Origin of the sequence: Streptomyces sp. NBC_01116, assembly GCF_041435495.1 — a bacterium.
In the GTDB taxonomy this organism is placed as follows: Bacteria; Actinomycetota; Actinomycetes; order Streptomycetales; family Streptomycetaceae; genus Streptomyces.
Genome location: NZ_CP108644.1, coordinates 146599 through 160994 on the forward strand (window position 1 = coordinate 146599; position 14396 = coordinate 160994).

Annotated in this window: 11 protein-coding genes and 1 pseudogene; 9 read left to right on the forward strand and 3 right to left on the reverse strand. The window is 71.3% G+C overall.

Annotated features, from left to right (window positions below):
* Positions 1–21: 21 nt before the first annotated feature.
* The 3 genes from OG245_RS00630 to OG245_RS00640 all read right to left on the reverse strand — a co-directional run bounded on the left by OG245_RS00630 (position 22) and on the right by OG245_RS00640 (position 4183).
* Complete coding sequence (locus tag OG245_RS00630; protein WP_371627766.1) at positions 22–1338, reverse strand: nucleotide sugar dehydrogenase; 1317 nt, start codon at positions 1336–1338, stop codon at positions 22–24.
* A 305-nt stretch (positions 1339–1643) separates the two neighbouring features.
* Positions 1644–3038, reverse strand: a complete 1395-nt coding sequence (locus OG245_RS00635; RefSeq protein WP_371621566.1) for a N,N-dimethylformamidase beta subunit family domain-containing protein — start codon at positions 3036–3038, stop codon at positions 1644–1646.
* Entirely contained in the window at positions 3035–4183 is a 1149-nt protein-coding gene (locus OG245_RS00640) for a glycosyltransferase family 4 protein (RefSeq protein ID WP_371621567.1), read from the reverse strand. The genes OG245_RS00635 and OG245_RS00640 overlap by 4 nt, the downstream gene beginning before the upstream one ends.
* 820 nt (positions 4184–5003) lie before the next feature.
* Between OG245_RS00640 and OG245_RS00645 the strand changes: the two genes are divergently transcribed.
* From OG245_RS00645 to OG245_RS00685, 9 genes and pseudogenes are all read left to right on the forward strand, one after another.
* The gene (locus tag OG245_RS00645) at positions 5004–5978 is read left to right on the forward strand and encodes an HEXXH motif-containing putative peptide modification protein (RefSeq protein WP_371621568.1); all 975 of its coding nucleotides are present in this window, start codon (positions 5004–5006) and stop codon (positions 5976–5978) included.
* Positions 5978–7168, forward strand: coding sequence for a YcaO-like family protein (locus tag OG245_RS00650; protein ID WP_371621569.1), 1191 nt, complete (start codon positions 5978–5980; stop codon positions 7166–7168). Before OG245_RS00645 ends, OG245_RS00650 begins: the two co-directional genes overlap by 1 nt.
* Before the next feature lie 94 nt (positions 7169–7262).
* Complete coding sequence (locus tag OG245_RS00655; RefSeq protein WP_371621570.1) at positions 7263–8027, forward strand: class I SAM-dependent methyltransferase; 765 nt, start codon at positions 7263–7265, stop codon at positions 8025–8027.
* A gap of 75 nt (positions 8028–8102) precedes the next feature.
* Entirely contained in the window at positions 8103–9305 is a 1203-nt protein-coding gene (locus tag OG245_RS00660) for a cytochrome P450 (RefSeq protein ID WP_371621571.1), read from the forward strand.
* Positions 9306–9313: 8 nt separating this feature from the next.
* On the forward strand, positions 9314–9592 hold the full coding sequence (locus OG245_RS00665) for a ferredoxin (protein WP_371621572.1): 279 nt from the start codon (positions 9314–9316) through the stop codon (positions 9590–9592).
* Positions 9593–9730: 138 nt separating this feature from the next.
* A complete protein-coding gene (locus OG245_RS00670) occupies positions 9731–10558 on the forward strand; it encodes an aldo/keto reductase (RefSeq protein ID WP_371621573.1) in 828 nt (275 codons plus the stop codon).
* A 434-nt stretch (positions 10559–10992) separates the two neighbouring features.
* Entirely contained in the window at positions 10993–12972 is a 1980-nt protein-coding gene (locus tag OG245_RS00675) for a PA14 domain-containing protein (RefSeq protein ID WP_371621574.1), read from the forward strand.
* 836 nt (positions 12973–13808) lie between these two features.
* Positions 13809–13907: pseudogene (locus OG245_RS00680) on the forward strand (extradiol dioxygenase); the annotation flags it as partial.
* A 170-nt stretch (positions 13908–14077) separates the two neighbouring features.
* Positions 14078–14371 carry a hypothetical protein gene (locus tag OG245_RS00685; RefSeq protein ID WP_371621575.1) on the forward strand — a complete coding sequence of 98 codons (294 nt, stop codon included), beginning with the start codon at positions 14078–14080 and terminating at the stop codon, positions 14369–14371.
* Positions 14372–14396: the final 25 nt, after the last annotated feature.

The following is a 14396-nucleotide window of genomic DNA, read 5'->3' on the forward strand; positions in this document are numbered from 1 at the left end:
CACTCCTGGTAGAGGTCGCGGTCAGAGGACGTCGATGTTGTCGCCGCCGAGCCGTCGACGGCAGTCCAGGACGTAGGCGGAACTCCCGGCGATGAGCCCGTAGTCGAAGGCGTCGTGGTCCGCGAGCAGGACGACCGCGTCGGCTGCCGACAGCTCCTGCTCCCCTGCCGTCACCCGCAGGACCCCGTCCAGTACCCCGGAGGCCGACGGCACCGACCGGGTGACGTGCGGGTCCGCGGCCCTGACGTCCGCGCCCAGGGCGAGCAGGAGTTCGGCGACGCGGGCGGCCGGGGTCTCCCGGGCGTCGCTGGTGTTGGCCTTGTAGGCGAGGCCCAGCAGCAGAACGCGGGAGCCCTCCACCGTCTTGCCGCGCTGCCGCAGCCCGTCGGTGAGCCGCCGCACCACGTAGTCGGGCATGTGGCCGTTGACATCGTTGGCGAGTTCGACGAAGCGGAGCGTGCGGCCCGCGGTGCGCTCGGCCCACCAGGACAGGTAGGAAGGGTCGATCGGCAGGCAGTGCCCTCCGACTCCCGGTCCCGGGACGAAGCGGAGGAAGCCGTGAGGTTTGGTCGCCGCCGCGTCGATCGCCTCCCACACGTCGACGTCCAGGTCGTGGGCGAAGGTGGCGAGCTCATTGACCAGGGCTATGTTGACGTGGCGGAAGGTGTTCTCCAGCAGTTTGGCCATCTCGGCGGTCCGGCAGCTTCTGACCTGCACCGTGGTGTCCACGATGGACCGGTAGAAATCTGTGACCCGCTCCAGGGAGACCGTGTTCACACCGGAGACCACCTTGGGCGTGTTGTCCAGCCGCCAGCGGGTGTTGCCGGGGTCGATGCGCTCGGGACTGTATCCGAGTTGGAAGTCGCGGCCGGCGACGAGTCCGGATACCTGCTCCAGGAGGGGTGCGACGAGCTCCTCGGTCGTTCCCGGGTAGGTGGTCGACTCCAGCACGACAGTGGTTCCCGTCCGGAGGTGTTCGCCCAGCATCCGGGCCGATTCGACGATGTGCGACAGGTCGGGCAGCCCGTCTTTCAGCGGCGTGGGCACGGTGATGAGCGCGATGTCGAAGCCGTCGCAGTCGGCCGGGTCACGGCTGGCGCGGTAGGCGCCGGAGGCCAGCAGCGGGAGGAGCTGCGCGTCGGACACGTCCTCCACGTAGGAGTCGCCGGCCTCCAGGCGGCTCACCCGCTCTTTGTCCACGTCGTAGCCGACGACCTGGTATCCGCTCTCGGCGGCCCGTACGGCCAGCGACAGACCGACGTAGCCCTGTCCGACGACGACCGCGCGGCCCCGGACCGGGCGGGGTTTCGGAGTGGGAGTCGCGGTGTCGCGCGGCATCGCCCCGCCCGGGGCGGCCGGGTTCATCTCTTCTCTCCGGACACGTACGGCCACGCGCCGTTCGTCCCCGGCCGCGGTCTGCCCGGCACGTGGCAGCGCCCCCTTCGGGTTCTGGTGCGTGGGGTCGCCGCGAGAGCGGTGCGACCGGTCGTGCACGGCCGTACAGGCATAAGTGGTCCCCTCTGGGCTGTTCACCCGCCTGCGAGTGGCGCGGGCCGTTCGTCCTGCGCGGGGCCGGTGCGTCGGCGGTGGTGGGCGGGTGGGTGTGGGTGTCGGGCGCCCGAAGCGGTACGGCCGCGGCTGCCTCAGCTGAGCAGGGTGATCACATTGCGGGTGATGGTCCGTATGCGGGGGTCCAGGGACAGGAGCCGCGGCCAGTCGGTGGTGGCCGCGTTGAAGACAGTTCCGCCCCGCGTGCAGAGCCCGAAGGTGGCGGCCCGCCGCGGGTCGTCGTTCTCGCGTGCGGCAGTGTGCCAACCGGACCCGGGGGCCGTGGGGAGATCCGCGACGCCCAGAATCGTGAAGCCGTCGGGAGACCCGTCCTCCCCCGTCGCCACCGCCCGGCCGTTCTGGTCGCGCCGGTAGGCAGCTCCGTCGCATTCGTACCCCACGAGGTGGTGCCCGGCCCCGAGGACGTCGCCTTCGCGCAGGCCGGTGTCCGCGAAAACCGGGTGCCCGGTGTGCTGAACGGTGAAGCCCAGAGGCTCGCGCGGCCCGTCCCAGTGTCCGCCGCCGTTGCGATAGCTGACACCGATGAGCAGGTTCTCCGGTTCGGTCTCCCACCAGTGGTCGGGGGCGCCGCGCATCTGGTCGGTGTCGGCGCCCTGGGGCACTCCGGGCGGGTACTTGTCGCAGCTGATAGCGGTGCCGGCCGCGTTCGGTGTCACTCGCCACCAGCAGGTGTTGGCTCCGAAGATCGCCATGTTGCCCCCCTGGTCGCGGTAGGCGGTGACGTGTCGGCGGACGCGCTCGCTCCAGTACTCGTCGTGTCCCGCGGACAGCAGCAGCCGGTAGTGGTGGGCGAGTTCAGGGGTCTCGTCCAGGTCGAGGTCGGTGCAGTAGTCGGCGGTGAATCCCGATGCCTCCAGCCACGCGATGAACGGCGCGTCCCAGTGCGCGAAGGTCTGGCGGGGAGTTCGGGGGTCATGCGCGTCGGGCTTGCCCTTCACCGGGCCGCCGGTCCCGCCCCCGGGGCGCCGGAGCGTGACGGTGCGGCGGTCCTCCGCGCGGGAAAGCGCGCCGTACAGGCTCGCTCCACCGCTGCGGTTGTAGGCGTGGTAGGTGAAGAGCGGCAGCTTGTACAGGATCCGGGCGGTCCGGCCGGGGTCGCGGGCCGTCACCACGAACAGCAGCCGCGCGTGCCGGGCGTCCAGCACAGCGGCATCCGCCGGCGCTCGGACGTCCGGGGGTCCGGTGCCGGGGCCGAGCACCGCGACGTACACGCCCGAGGGCCAGTCCGCGGGGATCGTGAACTCGTGTGCGGGCCAGTTCCAGTCCTCGTCGTGGCTGCCCGGCTCCGCGTACGCGCCCCGACCAACCATGTGGCCCATCAGCCGCGGAAGCGTGCCGCAGCGATAGAAGTCGGCCCGGAACCGGTCGGCCCGCGTCGAGACGTGCAGTCGCAGGGCCTCCCCGGCCCGCACACTCGCCCGACCGGGATAGCCGTCCACCATCCGGTGCGGGGGCACGGCCTCCGTCATGCCATGGGCCCGGTTCGGGAGGTCTCCGGGGCGCCGAGCCCCGCGAGCCCCGCGAGGACGGCATCGGCCCGCCGGCGCCAGGTGTAGCGCTCCAGGACCTGCCGCCGCCCTTCTGCGCCGATCCTGCGGCGCAGGGCGGAGTCGGTGATCAGTTCGTCCAGTGCTCCGGCCCAGGCGTCCGGGTCCTCGGGCGGGCGGAGGAGACAGTTGACCCGGTCCTGGAGGACTTCCCTCAGGACCGGCAGGTCGGAGGCGATCATCGGGCAGCTGTGGGACATGTACTCGAACACCTTCATGGGCGAGGCCCAGCGCCCGGTCTCCCCCAGCCTTCCCCACGTGTACACCTTGCGCTCGTACGGGGCGAGGACGACATCGAAGCGGGTGTAGTACTCCCCCAGAGCGGCCGGTGGCCGATGGCCGTGGAAGTACACATGAGGAGACCGGCACGCCCGCTGCCACCGGGTGCGGTCCTCGTCCGTGCCGCCGACCAGGTGGAAGTCGAGTGAGGGGAATCGTTCGGCGAGCTCCAGGACGAGTCCGATGCCCCGCCCGTCGTAGAGGTGGCCGACGTAGCCGACGCGCAGGGCGTCCGGGCGGCCCGGCAGCGGCAGCCCTGCCATCGTGGCGGGGCCGGGCGGGTCCGCGCAGTCCGGTGCGACCACGATGGGCAGCGGGCCCAGGGCCGCGTACTTGTCCCGCAGATCGCGGGCGAGGGCGTGGGTGATCACGACGACGCGCGCCAGTCGGGGCGCGCCGAGCAGTTCCTCCTCGGTGTCGGCGGGCAAGAGGTCCTCGCGGAGTTGGTGGATCTCGTACACCAGGGGCGCCACGTCCCTGAGGGCGGCCAGGGCGTAGGGGTCTCGCCCGTAGACGAGATCCGGGGTCGGGCCGTCCGCCATGAGTGTCCGGACGTCCTCGGCGCGCTTCCGGTAGCCGGCGGGCGTGTAGTCGGGACAGGCGACGAGGCGGATCGGGAAGCGGTGGCGCACCCCGTAGTAGGTGTACGGGTCTTCGTCCGAGCCCGGCATGGAGTAGAGGGTCACGTCGTGCCCGGCGGCGGCGAACGCGTCGCACATACGCATGACATGTACACCGTTGGCGAACGGGGAGGGCATGCCGCCCCCGTGCAGGTAGGCGATGCGCATGCCGGGCTAGCCCCGCGCGACCGTGGTGCGGGGCGCGCGCCGGTGGAGGGCGGCGGGAGGTCGGTGAGACGTGGGTTGCGTCGGATTCACAGGCGTCTCCTCGGGGCGGGCAGCTGACGAAGCATCATCCTGGGCGGTGGTGACGGGCTTTCCAAGAATGGCTTTTCGGCCCATTCGACTGTCCTGTTTCTGTTGCGTTCGCCCACGCCGGGCGCACGTCGGCGGCCGATGTCTGAAGCCTGGAACGTCGGTCCGACGCCGGAAGCCCGAACTTTCGGTCCGACGCCGGCGGGGCCCGACCTCTCGGCATGTTCCGGACAGAAATGTGTCCGAGAGGAAGCGGGTGACACAGCGGGCCACGGTAGGCGCGGATGTGTCGCCCCGGACCGGCGGCGGGTGGCCCCTGCGGGCCGGGCGGGTGCGACCGGCGGACCGGAACCCGCAGGCCGGGGAGCCGCACGGGCGTCGGCACCGATCGTCCGGCGCCTCTGGCGGCGGTGCGGTTGCGGCACTGGTCCACCTCTGTCGAGCGGCCACCGTGCGTACGTCATGGCGAACGGGCCGCACCTTGTGCGCGCTTCCGGCCCGTGCCTACCGTGGTTGCGCCGTGACTCCCCGTCAATATCGGAGGAGGCGGTCGTCGAAGGGAGATCGACATGAACGAGGAGATCGAGCAGGTTCCCGAGGAAGAGCTTCCCGAGCTGGCGCTGATGGTCGACGTCCCCAGCTGACCGGCACCACCCAGGGCGGCGGGCCGACCCGGCCCGCCGCCCGCTCGCTCACGGCTCCCCGCTCCTACGGCAGCACGGAGGTACGCACGGTGCGAGTGGAACCCGACGCGCGTGAGAGCGCCGAGGAGCGCTCCGCCCTGGCGCTCATCGCCCGGACGGCCCTGGAGCGGGCGGGGCTGGAGGTCTCCCCGCAGGAGGCCGCGCATCCAGCGGTCGTCGAGGCGGCGCACGTCGCCCAGCACGTCCTGCGGTCCGGCCCGCCCGCGCCCGAGCGTCTTGCCCGTCTGACCGGCATGCTCGACCGCGCCCGGGCCGACAGAGCGGCAACTCCCGCGCCTGGACTTCCCTGGCCCACCGACCTCGCTGTGCCGGGGCCCCATCTGGAGCGCAGCGTCGCCCGCGCGCTGAAATCCGTACCCGATCAGGACAGCGCATCCGGCGTCCCGCACGGGTCCGGGGTGGCCGGATGGCGCGCGGCCGAGAAGGATGCCGCGCGCCGAGCGGTCACCCTGCTGGAGTCGGCCTGGCCCGGTGCGGCGGCCGAGTTGCGCGCCGTCCTCGTCCAGATCGCCCTGCTGGACGGACCCGCCATCGACGGCTTCACCGACTTCACCGTCCACGGCGCCGTCTTCATCCGGCGCGACCGCCTCACACCGGATGCCGACGGGCTGCCCGGCCCCGTCCGGTTCGCCGAAGCCCTCGTCCACGAGGGCGCCCACACCCGGTGCAACGCCGCATCCGTGGCGGCCCCGCCCTTTCTGCGGCCCGTGGAGGGCGGCGGCCCGATGGTCACCACCCCTCTCAGGCTCGACCCGAGGCCGCTCACCGGGCTGTTCCAGCAGATGGTGGTCCTGGCGCGCAGTGTCCTGCTGTACCGGCGCCTGCTCGCCGAGGACACGGGCGCGCTCGGCACGGACCCCGCCGTGCAGGCCCGCCACGACCGGCTCGCCCGCTCCGCCGTCGAGGCGGTCAGCACCATGACGCGGCACCGTGACGCCCTCACCGACCATGGGACGGCGGTTCTGGAGGACGCCGCGCAGGTGGCGGCGCAGGTGCGCGTCTGATGGGTGCGTCGGCATGGGCACCCCAGGTCTTCACCCCGTACGCCTCCTGGCCGCGGGTCGTCTTCGCCCGGGTCGCGGCGCGCTCACCGCAGTTCGACGCCGTCTGCGCCGCCGGCGACCGCCCCGTCATCGTGGGGAGCGCGGCCGGACACGACACGGAACGCGTCGCTGCGAGCGCGCGCGGCGAACTCCTCGAACGCGTGGGCAACGTCCTGGCGGGTCGCGCGGCCGAGTCGGCCGCGGTGGTGGTCGCGACCCACGGAGAGCTACGCCGCAAGAAGATCCCCGCCGTCGATCCCGCCGAACTCACGACGGACGGCGGAGCGACGGCGCTGGAGGACGTGCGGGGGACCCGCCGCCTCTGGGTGCTCGGGCGCTCCCTGCGCTCCGGGGCCGACGTGCACGTACCCGCGGGGGCCGTCTTCCTCCACCACCGGGCCCCGACCGGATGCGCCCCCGGGCCGCGCGCCGGCTCCACCGGTCTCGCCGCCCATCCCGATCCGGAGGCGGCCACGCAACACGCCGCCTGGGAAGTGCTGGAACGCGACCTCGTCCGCAGAAGCTGGTACGGCCTCCTTCCGGGCCCTCAGGTGGTGGCGTCGGCCCGGCTGCCCGAGGCCTTGGCAGAACTGCTGGACGGCACCGGGACGACGGCGACCGCGCTCGACCTGCCGGCCCCCGCCGGCGCACGCTGCGTCGTCGTGGCTCTGCACGCCGCTGACGGAACGCGGCAGACCTTCGGAGCGCGTTGCGGCCCGGACACGGGTGACGTCGGCCCGCTGACCGAGAAGGCCGCCTACGAGGCGCTCATGGTGCGCTGGAGCATGAACACGGCGGTGGCGAAGGATGCGTGGACGCGCTGGCGGGGCAAGGGCCCGCCGGGCTCCGCCGTCGAGCACGCGCTGTGGACCTTCCACCGGCAGGACAGCCTCCGGCTGTGGACGTCACACCCCCCGCGGAGCGGTGTCCGCCGGGCACCGGCTGCCGGGGTGGCCGGCACACCCGGAGCGGTCGCGCTGTCCGAGCACACCGGCGGGGACCTCATCGTCGTGGACACCACCTGCGGACCGGCGACGTCCCTGGGCTGGACCGTCGTACGGGTCGTGGCTCCCGGGGCCCGTGCCCTGCCGACGGGCCCGGACGGCGAACGCGGCCTCCCGGCCACGCCGGGCCCACACCCTTTCGGATGACCCTGCGACCCGTACCGCCCGCCCCACAGCCATGTCCGCGTCGCCGCCCGCTCAGTACGGCGACCGGACCGACCGCAGGCCGAGGAGCCCCGGCATGACCATCTCCCACGACCGTCCGGCCCCCGCGGCCGCCCCGGCGGCCCGGTACGCCGACGACCACGCGGCCGACTACGACCGGTGGTTCGCCAAACCCGGCATCACCGCGGCGACCGTGGACACCCTGATGAAGCTCGCCGGTGAGGGGCGGGTGCTCGAACTCGGGGTGGGCACCGGCAGGGTCGCGCTGCCACTGGCCCGACGCGGCTTCGACGTCCACGGCGTGGAGGCGTCGGCGGCAATGGCGGCCCGGCTCCGCGCGAAACCTGGCGGGGACCGCGTCCGGATAACCCTCGGCGACTTCGCCGAGGTGCCCGTCGAGGGAATGTTCTCCCTCATCCTTGTCGTGGGGGGCACTCTGTTCGAGCTCGCGTCCCGCGAAGACCTCCAGAGCTGCCTGATCGCCGTGGCGGACCACCTCGAACCGGCGGGGGTCCTCGTTCTCGACGCTCACGTGCCCGAAGCCCTGGCCGTCGCCGCCGCATCGGGGGTGCCCGAGGTCGTCTCCGAGACGGACGAGCACCTGATCCTCTGCCACCGCCGGATCGACCCGTCCACCGCGACCTACCAGTCCCACTATCTCGTTCACGAGGCAAATCGCACTCACCACCTGCGGGTCCGCTTCCACTACGCGTCACCGGGAGAGCTGGACCTGATGGCGGAGCGGGCAGGGCTGCGGCTCCGTACGCGCCTGGGCTCCTGGGCCGAAGGCCCGTTCACGCGCGACAGCGCATATCACGTCTCCGTCTACGAACGCCGCTGACGGCACCTCCTCTCCCCACACTTCACGGTCGCCGACGCCCTGCGTCCTCACCACCGAGAACCCGTTGGAGCAGCAGTGACAGACTCAGATGCCGGTGGCCCGGCCCCCAGCGCCGACTTCCCCTTCCCGCACCACGACGGGCTGGGTCCGCTCCCGGAGCTGGCGGCCCTGCGGCGGGACGCGCCGTGTGCCCGGATCGTCCTGCCCAGCGGCGACCCGGCGTGGCTGGTCACCCGCTACCGAGACGTGCGCACCGTGCTGGCCGATCCGCGCTTCAGCCGTACGCGTGCCACCAGGGGCGCGGGTCCCCGCATGGCGCGCGTCACGACCCTGCCGGACTCGATCCTGGCAGCGGACCCGCCGGAACACAGCCGGCTGCGCAAGCTGGTCGCGCCCGCTTTCACCGCCCGGCGCGCCGAAGCCATGCGGTGTGACGTGGCCCGGCTCGTGGACGGGCTGCTCGACCGGCTCGCGGCACACGACCGGCCGGCCGACCTCGTTCCGCTGCTCGCCCGGCCGCTCCCGCTGGCCGTGATCTGCGATCTGCTCGGCGTTCCGCGAGCGGACGGCGATCGTCTCGACGCCTGGTGCGACGCCCTGCGCAATCTCACCGCCACCGCCGACGCCGAGGTCATGACGGCCGTAGCGGAGATGACCGGGTACCTGACCGAACTGGTCACGGCCAAGCGCCGACGGCCGGGTGAGGACGTTCTGAGCACGCTGATCGCCGCACGGGACGAGGGTGACCGGCTCAGCCAGGACGAGCTCGTCTCCTTCGCTCTCGTCCTGCTCGCCGGAGGCTACGGCACCACCGCCGACCGGCTGGCCGGCTCGGTACACCTCCTGCTGGAGGACCCGGAGCGGTGGGGGCGGCTGCTCCGCGAACCGGCGATGATTCCCCGTGCCGTCGAGGAGCTGCTGCGTTACGCACAGACCAACGTCCAGGCCAACCTCCGGGTGGCCACCGAGGACGTGCGGATCGGCGGCGTCCGGGTCTCCGCGGGCGAGGCCGTCATGGCGGTCAACTCGTCGGCCAACCACGACGAGACCGTCTTCGACACCCCGGACATCCTCGACCTCGCGCGAGACCACAATCCGCACCTGGGGTTCGGGCACGGTGTCCATCATTGCGTCGGGGCCCCGATCGCGCGCGTCCAGCTCCAGGAGGCGGTCTCCGCTCTCGTACGCCGGTTCCCCGGACTGCATGCCGCCGCACCGCCCCAGTGGAAGACCGGCCTCAAGACCAGGGCCCCCCGCAGCCTGCCCGTGGCCTGGTGAACCGAGGCGTGTCTCATGACGACAAGGCCCGTACGACTCACGCGGAGGACCCGGAAACAGGTTCACGGGTCGTCGTCGACCCGGACCTCTGCATCGGCTCCGGCATCTGCCTCGCCACCGCGCCGCGGCACTTCGAGTCCGCCGGGGACCACCGCTCCCGCGCGAGGCCCGAAGCCCCGGTTGCGGACGAGTCCGCCGACGACGCGGTCGCCCTGTGCCCCATGGAGGCGATCGGCCTCCTCACCTCAAGACCGCCCGCGCCGCCCCCGGCACCACCCGGCCCCTGACGAGACGTGCGATCTCCGCCCACGGTCCGCACGGCCGGGCCCGGCTCCCCCGGCCGGAGTGCGGACGCTTCGTCGAGCCCGCCTACGGCTGCCCGTCCCCGCAGCAGGCCGAAATACCCGCACCTGGAAGGTTCGCGCATGCGGAGCCTGACCCTCAACAACGGAGTCCCCGTTCCCCAGCTCGGCCTAGGCGTCTGGCCGCTGACCGACGCGCAGGCGTACGACGCCGTCTCGCACGCTCTGGCAGCCGGCTACCGGCACATCGACACCGCCCAGGTGTACGACAACGAGGCGGGCGTCGGCCGCGCGATCCGCGATGCCGGGATCCCCCGGCAGGACATCTTCCTCACCACCAAACTCTGGAACGCCGACCAGGGATACGAGGCCGCGCTGCGCGCGTTCGACGCCTGCCTCCAAAGACTCGGCACGGACTACCTCGACCTCTACCTGATCCACTGGCCCGTGCCCGAGCAGCAGCTGTACGTCGAGTCGTACCAGGCGCTGGAACGACTCCACCTCGACGGACGCGTTCGCGCGATCGGCGTCTCCAACTTCACCGCCTCGACCTTGGACCGCCTGCTGTCCCGGACCGACATCTTGCCCGCCCTCAACCAGATCGAGCTTCACCCCTACTTCCAGCAACGCCGCATGCGAGAGCTCTCCGCCAGGCAGTCCATCGCCACCGGCGCGTGGAGCCCTCTGGCACAGGGCGGAGCGCTCCTCGACGAGCCCGCGCTGATGCAAATCGCCGAGCAACACGGGAAATCACCCGCCCAGGTCGTCATCCGCTGGCACCTTCAGCTCGGCCACGTGGTGACCCCCCGGTCCATGAACCCTTCCCGAATCACCGAGAACATCACGGTCTTTGACTTCCGGCTCAGCCATGAACAGATGAGCGCGATCGCCGCCTTCGACAACGGCGGCCGGATCGGCCCCGACCCGGACACGTTCAACCGACGCGGCTGACCAGCCAAGCCGCCTTGTCGCCGCCGACGTGGTCTGGTCGGGTTCGCGGGTGACCGCCCTGCGGGGCGTGAGCGCCTGGGCCTGCTGCGGGTCCGGGAAGGGGCGATCGTGCTGCACTCGATGAAGTGGAGGGTGGCCATGCGGAGCGGGCGGGCGGGTCAGGCGGCAAGGGTGTAAACGAGTCCGCTCTCGCGGTCTACCAGCCAGCCGGAAGTGCGGGTGGCTTCCGGCCTGTGTGGCGACGCCACGCTGGCACGTTGCCCGAAAATACGTGCGTGAGTCTGGACAACCCTGCCTCCGGCTTGCGAGTCACACAGTCGTCTCACTCTTCTTGTGATCTGCCTCGGTCCGAAAGGGGCCTCTTCTCTGTGATGACTCGTACCCGGCTGTCCGCGTTGGCCGCGGTAGCCGCGCTCGCTACTACCGCCGGCCTGATGACTGCCGCCCCCGCCACCGCGGCGGTCACCTGCATCTCTCCCGTCTGGAAGGCGCAGTACTTCGGCAACTCCACCTTCAGCGGCACGCCGAAGCGCACCGCCTGCGACACCGCCATCAGCGAAAGCTACGGGCGCGGCGACCCGGCCGGCGTCACGCTACCCAAGGACAACTTCTCCGTCCGTTGGTCCCTCGAACGTGACTTCGGCTCGGGCGGACCCTTCCGGCTCTCCGCCGCCACACAGGACGGCATGCGCGTCTACGTCGACGGTGTGCGGAAGATCGACCTGTGGAAGAACGTCTCCACCACCGCCCGCAGGACCGTCGACCTGACCATCCCGGCAGGCAAGCACACGATCCGCGTGGACTACGTCGCCTGGACCGGCGTCGCCAACGCCGCCTTCACGTACACCCCGCGCACCGAGGCCGCCGTCGACACGGTCAAGCCGCTCGCCCCGACCGGCCTCACCGCCGCGTACGACGGGGCGACGACCAGGACCACCCTGCGCTGGAGCGCGAACAAGGAGATGGACCTCGCGGGGTACCGCGTGTACCGCCGACTGAGCACCACCAGCTGGGCCAAGGTCAGCGGGACGTCCCTGCTGACCACCCGGTCCTTCGCCGACGCCCCGCCCGCCACCGGCCAGACCTTTCTGTACGAGGTCCGCGCCGTCGACAAGGCGGGCCGCGAGTCCACCGGCAGCCCGGACGTGACGGCGACGACCATCGACCGCACCGGGCCGGCCGCCCCCACCGGACTCGTGGTCACCACCGGCGACGGGTGGTACGACACCCTGAACTGGCGGAAGGCCGCCGACACGGCGAAGTACGAGGTGTACGCCTCGCTCGTGCCCACCGGACCGTTCGAGCTGCGCGGTACGACGACCGCGACGTCGTACCGGACCGATGGCGCCGTGAACAAGAACACGTACTACCGGGTCCGGGCCCTCGATGCGGCCGGCAACCCGGGGGCGTACGCGTCGGTCACCAGCGACGGCGTCGACCGGATGCCCCCGCAGTCCCCGACCGGTCTCAACGTCGTCACCCGCCCCGGCTACACCGACCTGCACTGGCACCAGCCCGACAGCTTCTCCGAGGACTACGACAACGGCGGGGACTACCGCGTGTACCGCTCGCCCGGCAAGACGTTCGACCCGGCAGCGCGCACCCAGGTAACCTGCGTCGCGGAGCAGAGCGACGACGCCGGCAATGGCGGCAACTGCTACGACATGGGCATGCCCGCGAACACGTACGTGGCGTACGCCGTCACGGCGGTGGACCCGTACGGCAACGAGTCGGCGTACTCCGCCCCGCTCGTCGTCCGCACCGGCGACACCGTGGCACCCGGACCGGTCACCGGCGTGACGGTCACCCCGCGCAACGACGGCATGCTGGTGGGCTGGGCCGCCTCACCCGAGGACGACATCGACGAGTACGTGGTGTGGAAGGGCGTCCGGCAGGCCGACGGTACGGTCAAGTGGCTCGGCCCCGACACCTGCTCGGAGGGTACGAGCAACTGGCTCGCGATCCTCTGCGGCAACCTGCCGGACGGTGAGACGCACGTGTACGCGGTGGTGGCCAAGGACCACTGGGGCAACACGCTGCACCCGCGCGACCCGAAGGTCACCGTGGCCGAGGTCAGCGAACTCGACGTCCGGCCCTCCGTGACCGTCACCCGGGACTGGAGCCTCGGCACTCTGGGCCACAACCGTACGGCCACTCGTCCGTCCGTCGACTGGCAGTGCACCGACACGACCCGCTGCCCCACGGTCACCGGTTACCGTGTAAGCCGGTGGAACCCGGCGGCCAAGACATACGAACCCCAGCACGACGGACTGCTCCCAACGGGCTCCCGGACGTGGCAGGACGCCACGGCGACGAAGGGGAACACGTACTTCTACACGCTTGAGGCGGTGACGGCCGACGGCACCGTCGTGGGGACATACCCGTGGTACACCGTCTTCCAGGACCGCGTCTGAGCTTGTCCTACCCTTGAAGCGCGTCGGATCTGATCATTCGTAGGATCGGGGAGCCCAGGAGTTCCGGGCGTGGCTGTGAGCTTGTCGCCGCTTGCTAAGGGCTGTCCCGCAATTCCCGGCGGGCGCGCGGCGACAGCTACGGCACCTCGCCGCGTTGTCGGAACGTCCCCATACGTCCAGTATGCGGACGTCCCTCCGCCTTGCGATGCACCGCATCTGACGCCGCACGCTGATCCACCGGGAATTGCGGGACAGCCCTTAGCTCAAAGAACTTGGCCGCCAGGAGCCCCGCGACGACTCGAACGCTGATTGGGATACGCAACTTGATCGCTTCGTAGGACAAGATCGGCTTGTCGCTTGAGGTCCGGCGTCGAAAGCGGCTCGAACCTGATCGGCGTTTTCGCAGTTCAGCGGACGGCGGCCTTCGACTGATCCCTGTGCTCCGTCACAGAGGTAGAGGATCAGCGCGAAGGCCGTGGTCTGGATCTTCAGCAGCCGTCACCCCTACGCCTCGCCTTGGCTACGCTGGTGCCAGCCCCTCCGGCCCCTGTTGCCGGCACTCGTCGCCCGCACCACCCGCCGCGACCTACGGGCCCACTCCGGCGGGGCGAGGTCTTCCCGCGGCGCCGTCCTGGGCACCGGAGGGCACGCCGACTGGAACTCCTACCGGGCCTCCCGCTCCGCTCCTCGGTCCGACCCGTAGGACAATCGGCCTCGGTCCACGACCGCGGTCCGAGTCCTGGAAGACCGGCCCTGAACGCCTTCGATATCACCTTCGACGGCCGCCTCTCCGCAGCCCGTCAGTAGCCCTCAACAACCCTAGTTACACCGCTCTTTTGACAGACCCGTTCGGCGCTGAGGAGATCTTCCGGGTGCCGAAGGAAGGCGCCGCCTTCTACCTCGGCCTGCGCATCGGCAACACCGGCCTCGGGCTAGGGCCTGTCTCCCTGACTGTCTACAGGATGGGACGTTTACGGGTGGTTCATGGTGGTGCCGTCAGGATTCCGCCTGAAGGCGGCTTCTAGAACGTCGGAGGGGTCTTCCTCGGGGACCGTGGTGCGCACGAGGACCCGGAGGACGGCTGCGGGTGCGGGTGCGGGTGCGGGTGCGACTGCGACTGCGACTGCGACTGCGACTGCGACATCACGCTCCACGCCGCCGAGGGGGGTACACCTTCTACCGGGGCGACTGCGCGTGGTCGATCGTCAAGGACTCCGACGGGCGCGACCTCGGTGACGGCTCTGCGGTCTACGACGCTCACGAGGCCCTGAGCGTCAACCTCAAGACCGCCCACCCGCAGCAGCTCGCCGACAGCGTTCTGCGGATCATCACGGACGATCAGCAGGAGCTGGCCGGCTTCCCCCTCGGGCTGCGCAGCGTGTCCACCGGCGGATCCTGACGAACGTCAGGGGCGCGTCCGGTTC